Origin of the sequence: Faecalicatena contorta (assembly GCF_001404335.1) — a bacterium.
Taxonomy (GTDB): Bacteria; Bacillota; Clostridia; order Lachnospirales; family Lachnospiraceae; genus Faecalicatena; species Faecalicatena contortus_B.
On the sequence record NZ_CYZU01000016.1, the window covers coordinates 1 to 19,095 of the forward strand.

General features: G+C 41.9%; 17 protein-coding genes and 1 tRNA gene. 3 read left to right on the forward strand and 15 right to left on the reverse strand.

The window, feature by feature from the left end; genetic code table 11:
• Positions 1-317: 317 nt before the first annotated feature.
• The 15 genes from ARB69_RS09800 to dnaA all read right to left on the reverse strand — a co-directional run bounded on the left by ARB69_RS09800 (position 318) and on the right by dnaA (position 16,983).
• Positions 318-405: transfer RNA gene (locus tag ARB69_RS09800), tRNA-Ser, on the reverse strand.
• Positions 406-527: 122 nt separating this feature from the next.
• Positions 528-1,244: a lysophospholipid acyltransferase family protein gene (locus tag ARB69_RS09805; protein WP_025653898.1), complete on the reverse strand. Its 717-nt coding sequence runs from the start codon at positions 1,242-1,244 to the stop codon at positions 528-530.
• A 57-nt stretch (positions 1,245-1,301) separates the two neighbouring features.
• Positions 1,302-1,856, reverse strand: coding sequence for a Fe-S-containing hydro-lyase (locus tag ARB69_RS09810; RefSeq protein ID WP_050639226.1), 555 nt, complete (start codon positions 1,854-1,856; stop codon positions 1,302-1,304).
• Positions 1,857-1,924: 68 nt separating this feature from the next.
• Positions 1,925-2,770, reverse strand: a complete 846-nt coding sequence (locus ARB69_RS09815; RefSeq protein ID WP_055152829.1) for a fumarate hydratase — start codon at positions 2,768-2,770, stop codon at positions 1,925-1,927.
• 192 nt (positions 2,771-2,962) lie between these two features.
• Positions 2,963-4,411 (reverse strand): DUF4153 domain-containing protein, encoded by a 1,449-nt coding sequence (locus ARB69_RS09820; protein ID WP_055152831.1) that lies wholly within the window; start codon positions 4,409-4,411, stop codon positions 2,963-2,965.
• A 58-nt stretch (positions 4,412-4,469) separates the two neighbouring features.
• On the reverse strand, positions 4,470-4,682 hold the full coding sequence (locus tag ARB69_RS09825; protein ID WP_050639223.1) for a helix-turn-helix domain-containing protein: 213 nt from the start codon (positions 4,680-4,682) through the stop codon (positions 4,470-4,472).
• A 26-nt stretch (positions 4,683-4,708) separates the two neighbouring features.
• Positions 4,709-5,161 (reverse strand): DUF2975 domain-containing protein, encoded by a 453-nt coding sequence (locus tag ARB69_RS09830; RefSeq protein ID WP_050639222.1) that lies wholly within the window; start codon positions 5,159-5,161, stop codon positions 4,709-4,711.
• A gap of 401 nt (positions 5,162-5,562) precedes the next feature.
• Positions 5,563-6,750: an iron-containing alcohol dehydrogenase gene (locus ARB69_RS09835; protein WP_050639221.1), complete on the reverse strand. Its 1,188-nt coding sequence runs from the start codon at positions 6,748-6,750 to the stop codon at positions 5,563-5,565.
• 242 nt (positions 6,751-6,992) lie between these two features.
• Positions 6,993-7,493, reverse strand: coding sequence for a hypothetical protein (locus tag ARB69_RS09840; protein WP_055152833.1), 501 nt, complete (start codon positions 7,491-7,493; stop codon positions 6,993-6,995).
• 524 nt (positions 7,494-8,017) lie between these two features.
• Complete coding sequence (gyrA, locus tag ARB69_RS09845) at positions 8,018-10,522, reverse strand: DNA gyrase subunit A (RefSeq protein ID WP_055152835.1); 2,505 nt, start codon at positions 10,520-10,522, stop codon at positions 8,018-8,020.
• Positions 10,523-10,631: 109 nt separating this feature from the next.
• A complete protein-coding gene (gyrB, locus tag ARB69_RS09850) occupies positions 10,632-12,569 on the reverse strand; it encodes a DNA topoisomerase (ATP-hydrolyzing) subunit B (protein ID WP_055152837.1) in 1,938 nt (645 codons plus the stop codon).
• Between the two features lie 11 nt (positions 12,570-12,580).
• Positions 12,581-13,666 carry a DNA replication/repair protein RecF gene (recF, locus tag ARB69_RS09855; RefSeq protein ID WP_050639217.1) on the reverse strand — a complete coding sequence of 362 codons (1,086 nt, stop codon included), beginning with the start codon at positions 13,664-13,666 and terminating at the stop codon, positions 12,581-12,583.
• A gap of 186 nt (positions 13,667-13,852) precedes the next feature.
• Positions 13,853-14,068 (reverse strand): RNA-binding S4 domain-containing protein, encoded by a 216-nt coding sequence (locus tag ARB69_RS09860; protein WP_055152922.1) that lies wholly within the window; start codon positions 14,066-14,068, stop codon positions 13,853-13,855.
• 150 nt (positions 14,069-14,218) lie between these two features.
• Positions 14,219-15,325, reverse strand: a complete 1,107-nt coding sequence (dnaN, locus tag ARB69_RS09865) for a DNA polymerase III subunit beta (RefSeq protein ID WP_050639216.1) — start codon at positions 15,323-15,325, stop codon at positions 14,219-14,221.
• A 287-nt stretch (positions 15,326-15,612) separates the two neighbouring features.
• Positions 15,613-16,983, reverse strand: a complete 1,371-nt coding sequence (gene dnaA, locus ARB69_RS09870) for a chromosomal replication initiator protein DnaA (protein ID WP_050639215.1) — start codon at positions 16,981-16,983, stop codon at positions 15,613-15,615.
• A 1,350-nt stretch (positions 16,984-18,333) separates the two neighbouring features.
• Here dnaA and rpmH point away from each other — a divergent pair.
• Genes rpmH through yidD form a run of 3 tightly spaced genes read left to right on the forward strand, consistent with a single transcriptional unit; the run spans position 18,334 to position 19,085 of the window.
• Entirely contained in the window at positions 18,334-18,468 is a 135-nt protein-coding gene (rpmH, locus tag ARB69_RS09875; protein ID WP_025653883.1) for a 50S ribosomal protein L34, read from the forward strand.
• A 57-nt stretch (positions 18,469-18,525) separates the two neighbouring features.
• The gene (rnpA, locus tag ARB69_RS09880; RefSeq protein ID WP_055152924.1) at positions 18,526-18,867 is read left to right on the forward strand and encodes a ribonuclease P protein component; all 342 of its coding nucleotides are present in this window, start codon (positions 18,526-18,528) and stop codon (positions 18,865-18,867) included.
• Positions 18,868-18,872: 5 nt separating this feature from the next.
• Positions 18,873-19,085: a membrane protein insertion efficiency factor YidD gene (gene yidD, locus ARB69_RS09885; protein WP_050639214.1), complete on the forward strand. Its 213-nt coding sequence runs from the start codon at positions 18,873-18,875 to the stop codon at positions 19,083-19,085.
• The last annotated feature ends 10 nt before the right edge of the window (positions 19,086-19,095 follow it).

Below are 19,095 nucleotides of genomic sequence, written 5' to 3' on the forward strand. Positions count from 1 at the left end.
TCTCAGTGATGGGTGCATCATTATGATGCTGTTCTTAAAAATTTTCTCTATAAGAAATTTTCAAGGGTTTGTTGTCTATTGTTTAATTATCAAGGTACTTTTTGTCGTTTGCTGTCCCTCACGGGTCAGCCTAAACATAGTATCATTAATCATATGCATCTGTCAAGAGTTTATTTAACTTTTTTTCAACTTTTTTCAAACACATATTTTACATACTAGATTTAGTGTTTTTAGTGATGCTTTCCTACAATACTTTCTTGTAGAACTTACATGCAAAAACTACTGGCTTGGCCCAGTAGTTCTGGAAAACATCAAAACGGAGAAAGAGGGATTTGAACCCTCGCGCCGGTCACCCGACCTACACCCTTAGCAGGGGCGCCTCTTCAGCCTCTTGAGTATTTCTCCTGATTCTGAATAATACCTGCTTTCTATATATCAGCAGGGCAATATACAATTATGCACCCAACAGTGCAAAAGTTATTATACTAAACAGATTGTTTTATGTCAACGGAAAAATCGCAACTTTTTCATTTTTTCTCATTTTTGTCAATTGTATCCTGTATTCTGTCATGGACAATGGATGCAATTTCCGTTGTTTTCATATTTTTATAATCATCATAGTACAATGGTTTCAGGAAATGAACCTGTACGGTAACCTTACTGATTGTATTTGTATCGAATGGACGAAATGAATCAATCAGCGCTATGGGGACAATCGGACATTTTGCCTTTGTTGCAGCTTTGAAGCTGCCACCCTTAAATTCCCCGATGCGGTTTCCGTTCTTTGAACGGGTACCCTCTGCAAAGATCAGATAATTTCTCCCATTTTTCACTTCATTTGATACATCGATAATAACCTGCATAGCCTGACGTACATTATCCCTGTCCAGCATATATGCTTTCATACATGCAAAAACCTGTTTTAGAAACTGGATATTCTGAATTTCCTTCTTTGCGACCACTGAAAAGGGCATTGGACAGGCCTCCAGAACAGCAAGCACATCGTACAGGCCCTGATGGTTTGGAAAAAACATGAATCCACTTTCTTTAGGAATATTTTCTGTGCCATAAGGTTCTATCCGTACATTTCCCCCTTTATTTGCACGCAGCACAATAAACTTCAGCAGGCTGTACTGTTCCTCCTCCGTGTACTTTTCAGTATGTGACGCGTGATAACACAGGCGGCACCACATATATGGAACCAGGATGATATTTCGGAACACCATCAGCAATATACGTTTCATTACATTTTCCTCTCAGCTCTTAGTTTTTCCATGATTTTTCTAATTTAAACACAATAATTAGTCTTCTATACAATATTCTTTGATGGCAGTTTCATACAAATTACTGCCTTCACTGTCAATTACAACGATAACAGGAAAATTTTCTACAGTCAGCCTGCGGATTGCCTCAGTCCCCAGATCATCATAGGCAACCACTTCTGAGCTGGTAATACATTTTGAAAGAAGGGCTCCTGCCCCTCCTACTGCTGCAAAGTAAACGGAATCATTTCTTATAACCGCTTCAATCACCTCCTGGCTCCTTTTTCCTTTTCCAATCATAGCACCGAGCCCCAGATCCAGAAGCTGAGGTGCGTATTTATCCATCCGGCTTGCAGTTGTAGGACCTGCCGAACCGATAGGGCGCCCTTCCCTTGCAGGTGAAGGCCCCATATAGTAAATCACCTGATTCTCAATATCTATAGGAAGAGACTTTCCCTCTCCCAGTATCTCATACATTCTTTTATGAGCTGCATCGCGGGCCGTATAGATTGTGCCCGTTATGTATACATAGTCGCCTGCATGCAGCGATTTTGATACTTCCTTCTTAATGGGTGCTGTGATATGTTTATCCATAATATATATCCCTCCCTGGTGAATTTTAAGAATATTCTGAAAAAGGTAAGCAAAGGGGTCAGACCCTTTTACAACTCCCGGACTACATGCCTGTTCACATGACAGCAGATATTAATTCCAACCGGCAGCCCGGCAATATGCGTTGCATAGGTATTGATATGAACCCCAAGTGCTGTGGTGGTTCCACCTAGGCCGCCCGGCCCGATTCCCAGCCTGTTTATCTTTTTTAATAATTCTTCTTCCAATTCTTTTACATATGGGATATCGGAATGTGTTCCTACTTCCCGGGTGAGGGCTTCTTTTGCCATCAATGCGCATTTTTCAAATGTTCCGCCGATGCCTACGCCGACTACCATTGGAGGGCAGGCATTAGGACCTGCATCTTTTACCGCTGTTAATACGGCTTTCTTAACACCTTCTATTCCTTCAGCAGGTTTCAACATAAAGACTCGGCTCATGTTTTCACTTCCGAATCCTTTCGGTGCTACTTTTATTTTTACTTTGTCTCCTGCTGTTATTTTTGTATGGATAATAGCAGGTGTATTATCTTTTGTATTTTCACGGATTAAGGGATCATTTACCACGGACTTTCTCAGAAAACCTTCTGTGTATCCCTGGCGCACACCTTCGTTGACTGCATCTTCCAGAAGTCCTCCCTCCAGATGCACGTCCTGGCCAATCTCCAGAAATATCACTGCCATGCCTGTATCCTGGCAGATTGGAATCATATCCTGCGCAGCAATCTCCAGATTCTCCTGTAGCTGTCCCAGTATTTGTTTTCCAAGAGGGGATTTTTCTGTCTGCTCTGCATGCTTCATCGCCGCATCCATATCAGGTGACAGATAGTGATTTGCTTCAATACACATTTCTTTTATATTTTTAGTGATTTCCTCAACATTAATTGACCGTACCATGATTCCTCCTGCACTATTTAATCATTTCATTTTTTTTAATTCACAACTTTTCTTATTATAATATAATTTTATAAAAAAGAAAATAGTGGTGGAGGAAACTTATCTTAAATTTGAGAAGAGAAGGGGCTGTCGGGAAGGAGAGCAGATCTTCAGTTAAGCTGCAAAATAAGGTATTTTAAAGACAGTGCAGTGTCAACGCAGATATTCTGCTGCAGCTTCCTTAGCGCTGGCTTTTGAAAAATTCCAGGTTCTCAGGGACATATCCTGCTTCTGAATCCACTGAAAATACTGTTCCAGTCTCCCATCCCAGTATTCCGGATTACCCACTGCCTTTTCAGCAGCCTGAACCACAACTGGTGCGGTATCCAGGGAGCTGGCAAACATAAGGTGCATCATATCTACCTCCGAAATCTGCTCCCAGTGTCTGACATTATATTGTGCCGTCAGTTTATCCACTTTTGTAAATGACAGCGCAATATAGCAAACTGCTACCACGACCATGATATATTTGAATAATTGAAACTTCTTTCGTATAATACTCAGCATAACCCCCAGCATAATCAGCAGAAGCACCCCAAGGAACCAAAGAACCAGAACTCTTAAAAACGTAAGATGGTAAGCTCTTACATAAAGAATCATCCTGTAAGCTGCGGAAAGAGTCATAATACATGTGCATACAGAAATTATCATAAGAATAATTTTCAAAATTCTATTTTCTTCAAAAATACTAACACAGATTAACACAGTGATGAAGTTAATAATGCTGACCGCCAGCAGCTGCCAGAATCCCGCATGCGCATACTGTGAATATGTGACGCTTTCTGGCAGACCACTTTCAAACCGTAAAAACAAAAATAATATCTGAATCGCAGAGTAAAATACATATATAACGGCAAGTATCCCTGAAAATGTAATCCCTGTAACAGAATTTAAAGAAAGCTGTTTTACATTTTCTTTCTCTTTTATATTTAGTGCTGATATTCCTGAAAGAAATGCATACATCAGAATATAGCCTGCCAGAAATGTCAAAATTACTCCCAGCTCAGCCCCAAATCTGAACCATCCCGTAAAACGGCCGAAAAACACCGCAAAAATTTTATCTGAGTATACAAGAAGCGGAAGGACAATTACTAACAGCCCGGCTGCACACGCACACCCAAGAATAATCGGTTTGAAATATCTGCTTTCTTTTTTTACCCTATTTTTTCTATATCTGATTCCATGAATAAAGGGATCACATACCGAAGCAATCGTCTTTCCCGCCAGCATCAAAATAGATACCATATACTTCTGAAAGCTCCAGTTTCCCTGCTCGTTTACCTGTTGAATCATGCCAGACATAAAAAGCAGTATAATTCCGATCCAGTTAAAAAAGTGAAAAAATTTATTCATTGTCAGCGGGGTAGAAATTCCCAGCAGCATCATCCCAGCTGCGTAAATATAAAAATTTTTCTTCACTGTTATTCCCATTCTTTTTAAAAACATAAACGCTGTGGCAATTGTTACGGCAACAATGACAGGGAATGTAACTCCTGACAGATTCTTATACAGACAGAATGTAAAGATAAAACCGTAGATCCCACACATACATCCTGTATAGAGATAATTCTCCTCGAGTTTACTGACTGATAATGTTTCCATAATGAGTGCTCCTTTCCTTATTTACCGAAAGTTTTCGTCAACATCGGGGCCCGCTCGGCTATTCTTCATCCTCTACATATTCCAGAATATCTCCGGGCTGACATTTTAAAGCTTTGCATATAGCGTCCAAAGTGGTAAATCTGACGGCCTTTGCTTTATTATTTTTTAATATCGAAAGATTGGCCATTGTAATATCGATCTCCTGTGCCAGCTCGGTCACGCTTATTTTTCTTTTAGCCATCATAACATCCAAATTTACTATAATTGACATCCTTTTCCTCCTGTAATATATTCCGCTTAAATGGTCAGATCATTTTCGTTTTTAAAACGTACAGCTTCTTTAAAAACACAGGCCAGAACATGGCTGAACAGTCCGGCTATAAAAAAGGTCAGAATAACGACATACGTTGCAGGAGTGGGTAGAAAAAATAACTTTATTACAAATAGCACAGAAATAATAAAACTTACTTTTCCCATCATACTCAGACTTTTTACATTGTTATCCACAAAACAGTCTTTTTTGATCACTGTCTTTATCATCCTTCTCAGCTGATGCACAATGATAAGGCCACAGACACCTGCAAGAGCAACAGTAATTAACATGGGCCAAAATTGTACTTCTATTTCTGCATAATAATACCTGCCTGCCAGTTTTAATATAAATGGGAGACCCGCCAGTACAATAATTCCTGCATAAAACATAAAACCTAAAAATCCACTTGTAAATCTGATCAGCTTTTCCTGCTTCATAAAATTCAATCCTTTCCAAATTCTGTGTAATTTTCCAATAGTTCTTTTTATGGATTATATCATTATTAAAACTGTATTTCAATATATTTTTATCGAATAACAATATATTTTTATTATTATAAAGTAAATATAGCTAAGTTATTGACTAATACGGCCATAAATACCGGAAAGCTAAATCCCGGAAAATACTATTTACTTACTGTTTATTTATAAATACACAGTTAATTATTCGTAATGGTAGTAAATTAATCGTAAATTTAAAATGAAAAACGAGTACTTCCTGCCTTATCTAAATAAGGCATTCTGTACCCGCTTTTTAATTGCATCTCTATTTCATATTTAAAAAAGCAAATAAATTTTGAGAATATTCTGAAAATAGTATGCAAAGGGGTCAGACCCCTTTACTCATAAGCTTGGTTTAATATCATGATGACGTCCTCATAATCCACTGCAGCCGGATTTAAAAGCATAGCCCCGTCATTCAATGCTGTTTTTGCCACTGCATCAAAATCTTTTTTCTCTACTTTTACTTCTTTTAGTGTCATGGGCAGTCCACATAGCTTATGAAGTCTGCGTTCGAGTTTTCTAACGGATTTTATAGCCTCTTCACTTCTCTTTTCTGCAGAAGTTCTGGCATACACTTCCGGCCCCTCCAGGTATAGAAGCAATTCTCCGTATATATCTCCCAATTGTTTATAATTATATAACATACAATATGGCAGCAAAATGGCCATGGCATTTCCATGGGGTACTTTACAGACTCCGCCCAGTGCATGTCCGATTGCATGAACCGCTCCTACCATGGAATTGGAGAATGCTGCACCGGCCATAGTGGATGCGTTTGCCATTGCAAGTCTTGCCTCAATATTTTTTCCGTCTTTTATGGTGGTCACCAGATTTTCTGAAATCAGTTTTATTGCAGCGGCAGCATAGGCATCGCTCAGTGGATTTTTTTGAGTACAGCTGAATGCTTCTATTGCATGGCATAATGCATCAAAACCTGTCGAAGCTGCCGTTTTCGGCGGAAGCGTTTCCGTCATTCGGGGATCCAGTACCGCTGCATCCGGTAACAGATAGTTTGATATAAACTCCATTTTTACGGACTTTTCTATATTTTTAATCACAGCTACGAGTGTTGTCTCTGAACCGGTTCCCGATGTAGTCGGCACTGCGATAAAAGGGATATGTTTTCCTCGAATCAGGGACTCGCAGCCCTGCAGTTCCAGCAAATCCTCTGCCTCCTGGGATATCAGCATTTCTACGCCCTTTGCAGTATCTATAATAGAACCTCCGCCTACGGCTATGATGCTGTCACAGGCCGCTTCTTTATATTTTTTCCCGATTTTATTCACAACTTCAACCGAAGAATCTGCAGGGATATCCGTAAAAACAGCCCCCGGCTCCATTCCTGTAGAAGCAATTGCGTTGGTTACCTTCTTTAGAGATCCTACTTTCTCGAGAATCCTGCCGGATAACAAAATAGGTCTGGATGCCCCCAGTCCCTTTAGTTCATAGGTAATGTTTTCAAGCGCATACTTTCCGGATAAAATTTTTGTTGAATTCTGAAATTCATAATACGTTGGCAGCACGAGTTTTCCTCCTAAATCTCATCAAAATTTAAAATAAAATCGACTTTTCCACAATTTTCCAGGGTTTTCCACATACTATATGTGAATTACTCCGTTTTTTAGCAATATAAATGTTGATAACTTTTATTTCACAATAACATATTTATCCCCGCAGACCGCATCGGTGCACCAAAGAAATCGGTCATTCGGAGCATAACGACAACCCGCTATGAATACTCAAAGAGTCTACTTGAGTCTTTATTCTAAAATCCCAATAATGAATGGCAATATACCCGAAAACTTCCCAGTTGTTTACCAGGTACTCTACGCAGTATTCTTTTTGTAATTATTTTAGGAAACAAATATACTTCGGCCAATTCAATACACCTTACAATAGACATAATCTCGGCAATATCCCCCTTCACCATAAAACGATGCTGAGCATAAGCCTCTGTAATCCCAATCTGTCCGGAAAATACCAGAAATGCACCGTCAATACTTTTAAATGAGATAAGAATATCCGGATCCTCGATATTTTCGGAACGCAGTATACCACTGGATATTTTTTTTAAACAAAGCTTTGGTCCCCTTTTTGATACAGTAAGAACAATCGTCCTTCCTATAGGCCAGCCCTCAATTTCTTTGCAGACTCTGCTATCATACTTATATAAAGTCTTCATTCCACGATACAGAAAAAACATAATCACCTTTACAAAAAGAATCTTCCCGCTAAACACCCCTCGCTTTATTAGGCTTAAACGCATGACGTTTCCTCCTTTCCCTGAATGAGTAATCTCAGAATATAATGCTAAAAACATCCACAAATACTATTCCAATCTTCTTAAGTATACCAAACCCCACACCAAAAATATATAACTGAATATAATCTCACTCAATAAACATTATTCCCAATAACGAATCGATCCGAAAATCCATCAACAATCCGCCTCTCCCGCCCCTGCCAGCGCAGAGAACCATCCAAAGAATTCAACTTTCCCGTCCTGATGCACCAGCTTTCCGGAGTCGTGAAAGGGATATCCCGGATGCTTCATTCGAAGATAACTGCCGCTTCATCAAAAGAAAAGCCAGCATATGAACTACAAGCAGGACCACAAGTCCTGCTTGTAAGCCGACTTATACGGGAATGCATCCTGCATTCCCGTGTTTGTCGGCGATGTTCATCATGCTGGCTTTTCTTTTGATTAGCGGCAGTTATCTTCGAATGAAGCATCCGGGATATCCCTTTCACGACTCCGGAAAGCGTCCCTTCAGCCGACCTCCCGGAAGTTTATTCTTGAATCTCCTCCTCATCATCCTCAGAGATTTCTACCTTTTCTCCGTCAATCTCCGCGGATGCTTTTCTTACCTTAGCTACACTCGCCACAGTATCCCCCTCGGCAAGGTTAATCAGTTTTACTCCTGATGTCACTCGTCCAAGAGCCGATATATCCGCACACTGCATACGGATAATAATGCCTTCCGTGTTGATAATCATAACCTCGTTATCCTCATTCACGGCCTTCATTCCCACTACATTGCCTGTCTTCTCGGTTATCTTGTAGCACTTCACTCCCTTACCGCCGCGGTTCTGTGTTGTAAATTCTTCCAAGCTGGTGCGCTTGCCCATCCCCTTTTCCGATACAATGAGGAGATCGCTGCCCTGGGTGCTCATCTGCATTGCAATGACTTCATCCCTGTCGCTTAAGTTCATGCCGCGGACACCCATGGAAGTTCTTCCTGTCGCCCGGACATCCTTTTCATTAAATCTAATACACTGGCCATATTTAGTTACCAGTACAATATCTTCCTCATTATCCGTAATCTTTACCTCAATCAGCCTGTCGTCCTCGCGCAGCGTGATCGCTGCAAGCCCTGTCTTTCTAACATTTGCATAATCGGTAATCGGAGTCTTTTTCACAAGTCCCTTCTCTGTTGCCATAAACAAGAACTTCCCATCCTCATACTCCTGGATCGGAATCATAGCCGTGATCTTCTCATCCGGCATCAGCTGCAGGATATTAATAATAGCGGTTCCTCTCGCAGTCCTGCTGGCCTCCGGAATCTCGTATCCCTTGATCCTGTATACACGTCCTGTATTGGTAAAGAACATGATATAGTGATGGGTGGAGGTAATAAATAATTCCTTGATATAATCCTCCTCCAGCGTCTGCATTCCCTTAATTCCCTTGCCGCCCCTGTTCTGGCTCTTGAAGGTATCCATGGTCATACGCTTGATATATCCGAGCCTGGTCATAGTAATGACAATATTTTCCCTTGGTATCAGATCTTCCATGGATATGTCAAATTCATCAAAGCCGATGGAGGTTCTTCTCTCATCCCCGTACTTTTCAGAAATAAGCAGAATCTCTTCCCGGATCACACCGAGAAGCAGCTTTCTGTCGGCCAGAATTGCCTTTAATTCGCCGATTTTCTTCATCAGCTCTTCATATTCACTTTCCAGCTTCTCTCTTTCCAGACCTGTCAGCGCACGGAGCCGCATATCCACAATGGCCTGTGCCTGCACTTCCGTTAAATCAAATCTGGCAATCAATTCTTCTTTTGCGATCTGAACGTTCTTAGATCCCCTGATGATCTTAATAACTTCATCGATATGATCCAGCGCAATAAGTAACCCCTTTAAAATATGCGCACGCTCTTCTGCCTTATTCAGTTCATACTTTGTTCTTCTGGTTACAACTTCCTCCTGATGCTTCAGATAAAGCCGCAGCATATCCAGAATATTCATAACCCTTGGCTCATTATTTACAAGCGCAAGCATAATAACGCCAAATGTATCCTGCAGATGTGTATGTTTGTACAGCTGATTCAGAATAACATTCGGATTCACATCCCGGCGCAGTTCAATACAGATTCTCATTCCTTCACGGTTTGACTGGTCACTAAGGTCTGTGATTCCATCGATTTTCTTATCCCGCACAAGCTCAGCCATCTTTTCAATTAATCTGGCTTTATTGACCATATAAGGCAGCTCTGTGACAATAATCCGGTTCTTCCCGTTTGCCATAGGCTCAATGTTCGTAATTGCACGCACACGGATCTTGCCGCGTCCGGTTCTATATGCTTCCTCAATACCTCTTGTTCCCAGAATCTCCGCACCTGTCGGAAAATCCGGTCCCTTAACGATCTTTAAAATGTCTTCTATGGCTGTATCGCCGTTCTCTTCAATCTGGTCGTCAATGATTCTTACAACCGCGCTGATAACCTCCCTCAAGTTGTGGGGTGGGATATTTGTCGCCATTCCTACTGCGATACCTGACGTTCCATTGACAAGAAGATTCGGAAATCTGGCCGGCAGCACGGTCGGCTCTTTTTCCGTCTCATCAAAGTTCGGTGTAAAATCAACGGTATCCTTGTTGATATCCGCCGTCATCTCCATGGAAATCTTACTGAGACGGGCCTCCGTATAACGCATGGCAGCGGCGCCGTCGCCGTCCACAGAACCAAAGTTACCGTGGCCGTCAACAAGCGGATATCTGGTAGACCATTCCTGGGCCAGATTTACCAGCGCCCCGTAGATGGAACTGTCGCCGTGGGGGTGATACTTACCCATCGTATCACCGACAATACGCGCACATTTACGATGCGGCTTGTCTGGTCCGTTATTCAATTCGATCATAGAGTACAGAATTCTTCTCTGTACAGGCTTCAGCCCGTCTCTTACATCGGGCAGGGCACGGGCAGCTATTACACTCATGGCATAGTCGATATAAGAATTTTCCATGGTCTTTTTCAAATCAACTTCATGGACTTTATCAAAAATATTATCTTCCATTTTTATATCCTTTCCTTTGGAGGTTTTCCGGCAGACAAATAGTCCGTTCTGCCGGACCCTTAATTATTCGATGCTGATCTGTAATCAGTACTTTCCCTGCAATCTAAGATTAGATATCCAGATTCTGCACATACTTCGCATTCTCTTCGATAAATTCCCGCCTTGGCTCTACTTTGTCTCCCATCAGCGTAGTGAAAGTCAGGTCAAGCTCTGAAGACGTCTCCTCGTCCATCGTCACCCTCAGCAGTATTCTGTGTTCCGGATCCATGGTGGTCTCCCACAGCTGTTCCGCATCCATCTCTCCAAGACCTTTATAGCGCTGTATCTTGTTGTTTCCGTCACGTCCCACTTCTGAAAGAATCTGGCTCAGTTCCTCATCACTGTATGCATACCATACCTTTTTGTTCTTTTCCAGCTTGTACAGCGGCGGCTGCGCCAGATACACATAACCGTCTTTGATCAGATCCGGCATAAAACGATATAAAAATGTCAATAACAAAGTGCTGATATGCGCCCCATCCACGTCGGCATCAGTCATAATGATAATCTTATGGTACCGAAGCTTCGTAATATCAAAATCCTCATGTATTCCCGTGCCAAATGCAGTGATCATCGCTTTGATCTCCGCATTTCCATAAATCTTGTCCAGCCTTGCCTTCTCCACATTCAGAATCTTTCCCCTCAGCGGCAGGATAGCCTGAGTGGATCTGTCTCTGGCGGTTTTCGCGGAACCGCCGGCAGAATCACCCTCTACGATGTAAATCTCGCAGTTTTTCGGGTCCTTGTCCGAGCAGTCGGCAAGTTTACCCGGCAGGGACATTCCCTCCAGGGCAGATTTTCTTCTGGTAAGATCCCTTGCTTTTCTGGCTGCCTCCCTTGCACGCTGCGCCATCACTGACTTTTCGACAGTCATTTTCGCAACATTTGGGTTCTGCTCCAGGAAAATCTCCAGCTGGGTACTCACAATACTGTCCACAGCGCCGCGCGCCTCACTATTGCCCAGCTTCTGCTTGGTCTGTCCCTCAAACTGAGGATCCTCAATCTTTACACTGATGATCGCAGTCAGACCTTCCCTGATATCCTCACCGGATAGATTCGGCTCACTGTCTTTGAGCAGCTTATTTTTTCTCGCATAATCATTAAAAGTTTTCGTCAAAGCATTACGGAATCCCACTATATGGGTACCGCCCTCCGGCGTCGTAATATTATTTACAAAGCCATAAGTATTGTCACTGTAGGAATCATTGTGCTGCATGGCAACCTCAACGGCTACATTATCCTTCATTCCCTCACAGTATATAATCTGGTCGTAAAGAGCTGTTTTACTGCGGTTCAAATAAGTGACGAACTCCTTGATCCCGCCCTCGTAGTGGAAATTCTTCTCCACAAGCTCTTCCCCGCGCTCATCCCTAAGTACAATCCGCAGTCCTCTAGTCAGGAAAGCCATCTCGCGAAAACGCTGCTTTAATGTATCATAATCAAAAATCGTTTCCTCAAAAATCTCATCATCCGGCAGAAATGTTACTTTAGTTCCGCTCTTATCGGCCTCACATTCTCCGACTACCCGCAGCTTTTCCACAACTTTTCCACGCTCGTATCTCTGCCTGTAGATCTTACCCTCATTGTAGATCTCTACTTCCAGCCACTGCGACAATGCGTTTACAACCGAAGCTCCCACACCGTGCAGGCCTCCCGATACCTTGTAACCCCCGCCGCCAAACTTTCCCCCCGCATGCAGAATTGTAAATACAACCTCTACCGCAGGAAGCCCGGCCTTATGATTGATCCCCACAGGAATACCACGCCCGTTATCAATAACCGTGATGGAGTTGCCCTCATTTATACTTACAAAGATTGTATCACAATATCCTGCCAGCGCCTCATCCACAGCGTTGTCTACAATCTCATATACCAGATGGTGAAGTCCTCTTGACGAAGTGCTTCCGATGTACATCCCCGGCCTTTTTCTTACCGCTTCCAATCCCTCTAATATCTGGATCTGATCTGCTCCATATTCAGTATCAAATTCTGTACCTGTTGCACCCATTTAAAAACCTCCTAATTTTCTTTTGCTACCTGTCCATTTTTTACATGGAAAATTTTATTAATAGAAAATCGATGATTCACAAACTCATCTAATCCAGTACATGTGATTACCGTTTGTATATCATGAATACTATCCAGTAAATAGTTTTGCCTGTGTTTATCCAGTTCAGACAATACATCGTCCAATAATAATACAGGCGTATCCCTGATCAGTGACCTGACCAGTTCTATCTCGGAGAGCTTCAGCGACAAAGCTGCCGTCCGCTGCTGCCCCTGTGACCCAAACCTGCGGATATCCAGGCTGCCCGCCATAAAACAAAGATCATCCCTGTGCGGGCCCACAGAGGTGCTTTTCAGCCTCATATCCCTGTCCCTGTTTTTCTTCAGAGCCTGTTCCAGGCTAAGGTTTCCGACGCTGCATTCGTAGGAAAGAGTGATATGCTCCTTTCCGCCAGTTAATTTATAGTGGATATCAGAGATGATTTCATTCACTTCTTCTATGAACCGCTTCCGGCTCTCCATTACTTTTGTTCCGTACTCAACCAATTGCATATCCCAGATATCCAACGTTTCCACAAGATTCTCCTGTTTGTAAATGTCTTTGAGTAAGGAATTTCTCTGATTAATAATTCGATTATAGTTAGAAAGATTGCTGAGATATACTTTATCAAGCTGCGACAATTCCAGATCGATAAATCTTCTTCTTCCGGAAGGCCCGTCCTTGATAATGTTCAAGTCTTCCGGAGAAAAAAATACAAAATGAATAATTCCAAACAATTCACTTGCTTTGCGGATCGGAATCTTATTGATGGCAATCCCTTTGGGGCTGTTCTTTTTCAGATGCATATCGATCTGATATTCTATTCCCCTTTTCTCAACAATGGTCTCCAGATGTGCTTCATCACGTCCAAACTGAATCAAATCCCTGTCTTTTGTACCTCTGTGAGATTTGGTAGTCCCGGACAAATACAGGGCTTCCAGTACATTCGTCTTGCCTTGTGCATTGTCGCCGTAGAGAATATTTGTCTTGGGATCAAAGGTCAAATCCAACAATTCGTAATTCCTGTAATTCTTTAGTTTTAAAGATTTGATTACCATAATTTCTCCATCAGCATGTAATTATTTGTAACAGTTCAGGCAGGCCTGAACTGTTACGCATCCAGCACATTGAAATTCGCCTGCGGCGAAGCGCTGTATGCCTGCAACCACCATGTTTTCGTACGGTCAGCGCAGTAAATGCGCAGACCTATCTGAACTGACACGATTATTTTACACTTTTTCAGACTATTTTTCAATTTTTATTTCCTGGCCGTCAAATTCCACCCTGTCTCCATCGTATAATTTGCGCCCTCTTCTGGTGTCCGTCTCTCCGTTCACCTTTACCAATCCGTCCTGGACAGCCTCTTTTGCCTCCACTCCGGAATCCACAAGCCCGGCCGCTTTCAGTGCCTGTCCCAGCTTGATAAATTCATCGCTTTCACGTAACTTTATAATCTCCATTCCGAATCCTTTCTGTCCTTTCGATAACCCCATTGGGGACGCCGCCCTTTTATCCCGGCCTAAAACTGCCGCGCCTTATATCTGGATAAAAGGGCCACGTCCCCATTTATTATGCAACCGTGCTGTAACAGTGAAAGCCTGTCTGACCTGTTACACCGCGTTAAAATTAACCGGAAGAATCAAATAAATATAACTTTGTTTTTCATCCTTGATAAAACATGGCGCCTTTGCATTCATGTAATACAGGTCAACCTCCTCATCATCAATGACTCTCAGGGCATCGATCAGGAACTTAGGATTAAACCCGATCATCAGATCCTTCCCCTCTTTTGTGATAAAGATCTCCTCATCCATGGATCCGATCTGAGACTTGATCTTAAGTTCCATGGACTCGTCCCGGATATCAATGATAATCGGCTTCTTGTCTCCCTCCTTGATCAGAAGGGTGGCTCTGTCAATACAGTCCAGAAGCTCTTTCTTGTTCATTCTTACTTTTGTCTCATAATCGCTGGAGAGCATCTGGTCAATCTTAAAATAATCTCCTTCGATCAGCCTGGATACTACCACTGTCTTATCAAACTCAAACACAATGTGGTTCTTTGTAAACGAAATGTCTACATCCGCTTCTGCCTCACCGCCTATGATCTTGCTGATCTCCTGCAGTGTCTTTCCCGGTACGATCACCTTTTTCGGCGCATAGTTTTCCTTTAACTCAATCTTACGGATCGAGATTCTGTGGCCGTCCAGAGAGACCACCTTCAGGATATTCTCTTCGATCTCGAACAGTTCGCCTGTCATCATCTTGTTTGTATCGTTGTCTGCGATGGAAAAGATCGTCTGACGTATGACTTCTTTCAGCGTAAACTCAGAGACGGTAATGTAGTCCTCTTTTTCAATCACGGGCAGGTATGAAAAATCTTCTCCCGACTGTGCGGCAATATTGAACTTCGCTTTTTCACAGGTAATCATTGTCTGATTATCCGTATCGGTCTCAATGGTTACATCATTGTCAGGAAGCTTCCTGACGATCTCTGAAAATATTCTTGCATTCAGGGCTATGATTCCTCTCTCTACAATATCACCTTCGATGCTTGTCTCAATTCCAAGTTCCATATCATTCGCAGTCAGTTTAATGACATCTGTAGATGCATCGATCAGAATACATTCCAGAATAGGCATTGTAGTTTTGGATGGTACAGCTTTGGATACAATGCTGACACCTTTAACCAGGTTAGATTTTGAACAAACGATTTTCATATGTCGGTAACTCCTTTCGATGGGTGTGGTGAAAAAACTTTCCACCGCGTTTTTTATAGATAAATATATAAATCAATTCCGTCTTCTTCGTAATAGGGGCTGTGAATAAGTTCATAAGTGCTTCAAAGCCTTTAAAATTAAGGGGTTGTCCATACTGAAAACTGTGTAGACATCCACTGGAAAGTGTTGGGACAAGATGGGGATAAAAAACTCCTCAAACTCCTTAATTTTTTTATTAACCTCATAATTCACATCATTTTAACATGGTTATCCACAATTTATCCATATTAGATAGGATTTATCTTCTTCTTAATAATGTTAACAGTGTTGTTCAGAGCCTCGTCAACTGTAAGGTCATGTGCGATCTTCTTAACTCCATGGCTGACAGAAGCGTGATCCTTGCCTCCCAGGATAATCCCTACAGTCTTAAGGGGGGTATCCGTCATCGCACGGCAGAGGTACATTACAATCTGACGGGGAAGTACGATCTCAGCATTTCTTTTTTTCCCCTTCAATTCAGCAATGGGTACATTAAAATGTTCGGATACAACATCGATAATCAGTTCCGGAGTAATCGTCCGGTTAGCATCGGGCGAAATCATGTCCTTCAGCGCTTCTGCGGCCAGAGGAATGTCGATCGGTTTCTTCTCCAGGTTGGATAAGGCGATCAGCTTGTTCAGGGAGCCTTCCAGTTCCCTGATATTGGATTTAATATTATTCGCAATATATTGAAGGACTTCATCCGGAATGTGATAACGTTCCAGTCCGTCCAGTTCCTCTTTCTTCCTGAGAATGGCCATCCTGGTCTCATAATCAGGTGAGGAAATATCCGCAATCAGTCCCCATTCAAAACGGGTGCGGAGCCGTGCTTCCAGTGTCTCGATATCCTTCGGAGGCTTATCACTGGAGATAATAATCTGCTTCCCTGATACATGGAGATGGTTAAACGTATGGAAAAATTCTTCCTGTGTACTTTCCTTACCTATTATAAACTGGATATCATCAATCAGAAGCACATCGTTATTTCGGTATTTTTCACGGAAAGTAGTCATGGCAAGTTCATTGCCGTTTTTACCTATTTTTAAGGCATCGATCAATTCATTTGTAAATGTCTCACTTGTCACATACAGGACCTTCTTGGAAGGGTCATTTTCAAGTATAAAGTGTGCAACCGAATGCATCAGATGAGTCTTCCCCAGTCCGACACCTCCATATATAAAAAGAGGGTTGTAAATCTCTCCGGGCGATTCTGCAACCGCAAGAGACGCAGCATGTGCGAAATTATTATTACTGCCCACAACAAAAGTATCAAATGTATATTTAGCATTGAGATTCGCATTCTCAAAGATAGCATTTGACTTTTTATTCTTTATGACATTTTCTTTCTTTTCCTGGATGATGACATTATCTTCAGTAACAAAAGAGATTTCAAACTCAGTGCCTGTAACTTCTGCAATACACACTTTAAAAGGAAGGAGATATTTCTCTTCTATATGTTCCAGGCTGGCTTTGAGTTTTACAAGAATATAGACAGTGTCATCGGTAACTTCATATACAGTAAGCGGCGCAATCCACGTATTGTATGAAATATTAGATGAGCAATATTCGTCCTTCATTTTGTTTAAAATCTGCTCCCAATTTTCAACTACAATGTTCATCGACAGTACTCCTAATCAATATAATAGAGAGATATGAACGCAAAATCTCTCTATTACATTTTACATCAAAACGGTATGAGAAGCAATGAGAAATGATGTGTATAACTTTATGAACAATTTAAACGCGTATATTTGCATGGGTTAAAATCAAAAATAAAATTTAATCAACACCTTATCCAACACTTATCCACAGTTTATCCACATAAGAATTAGAGAACGAACTTGTGAGTGAACGGATGGGGGGACGCTCTATAAAAGGATGTGAGGGGTGCTGCAGCCGGGGCTGGTTTCCTCCGGGAGTGTGTATGGCTTTTGAAAGTCCGCACCACTTGATAAGAAACAGTAACAGACAAAATGTGGGAAATAGAGGGACATGCCGCAGTTGGCCTAAAATCTTGATGATTTTAGGCCGCCGGCGGCAACAGAATTTGTTTTGGTAAAACAAATTCTGCCCTCTATTTCCCACATTTTCTCTGTAACTGTTTCTAATCGCGTTATAAGGACTTTCAAAAGCCATACACACTCCCGGAGGAAACCAGCCCCGGCTGCAGCACCCCTCACATCCTTTCATAGAGCTAGGTGCATCAAGAGGGAAGGTATGATTCTTAGTGGGTAGGGTTCGGACGGGGCAGCGGATGGTAACTGGTTGTGCGGATTGTTAATGTGTGTTTAAAAAAATTTTAAGTTGTACTTGGGAGTCGTCTGTAAGGATTAGGTTATATGGGGGGATAATTTATTCAGTAGCCATGCAACAGCACCACAGGTTAAAACACGAGTTATAGGAAGCTTTGTATAAAATACAGATCTCAGCTCCGCGTCGTCAGGGCAGATCCACTGCTCCCGTATGAAGTAACCATAAGCTATTCATCCGCCACCCTACCGCAATCCTGCCGATTGGATGAACCCAGCTAAGGAAGAGGTGTGGCTTGCTCCTGGGGGAGTGTGTATGCTGATTCAGAATCCCTCAAAGTAAGCGTTAGAAGATGTTAGCGAAAAAACAGGTAAAATTGAGGGCAAAATTTGTTTTACCAAAACAAATTTTGCCCTCAATTTTACCTGTTTTTTCGTTTACATCTTCTTCGTGAACGGCCGGGATTTGAATCAGCATACACACTCCCCCAGGAGCAAGCCACACCTCTTCCTTAGCGCCCCCTCACCCAAATCCCCCAGATTTCGCATAAAATTCCCCATAATAGCTTGACTTCCCCCCCTTTTTTGAATATAATTAAGAGCAGTGTCTTTTTTGTGTATTATATAGGTATATATTTTTTCACAAAGACGGCAGGCGAAAGTGATAATAATTGTAATACTTTATAATAAGTATATCAATCAAAGGGAGGTGTATCTGCAATGAAAATGACATTTCAGCCAAAGAAAAGACAGAGAGCAAAAGTTCATGGCTTTAGAGCAAGAATGAGCACACCAGGCGGAAGAAAAGTTTTAGCTGCCAGAAGAGCAAAAGGAAGAAAACAGTTATCAGCTTAGGCCGCATCTATGTGGCCTTTTCTTCTATTTATAAAAGAAAAAGGCAAAGGGAATTCAATGAAATTTTCCGAATCTTTGAAAAAAAATAAGGACTTTCAAATTGTTTATAAAAGCGGAAGATCTTATGCTAATAAGTATCTTGTGATGTATGTGAAGGAAAATGGGCTGGATAAAAACAGGCTCGGTATTTCCGTTAGTAAAAAAGTGGGGAACAGTGTTGTCAGGCATCATCTGACAAGGTTGATCCGAGAAAGTTATCGGCTTTTAGAAGAACATTTCCAAAGTGGACTTGATATAGTCGTAATAGCCAGAGTAAGTGCAAAAGATAAGTGTTACCATGAGATTGAGAGTGCACTTATCCACTTGGGAAAGCTTCATGAAATATATAAAGGGAAGTGACGCAGATGAAGCATATTTTTATATGGCTTATCAGATTTTATCAGAAGTATCTGTCCGGATTGAAGACGCAGTATCACTGTATATACACGCCGACCTGTTCACAGTACGGCATTGAAGCAATTCAAAAATACGGTGCTGTAAAGGGAGGGGCCCTCACAATCTGGAGAATTCTGCGCTGCAATCCATTTGCAAAAGGCGGATATGATCCGGTACCTTAAGGAGGATAAG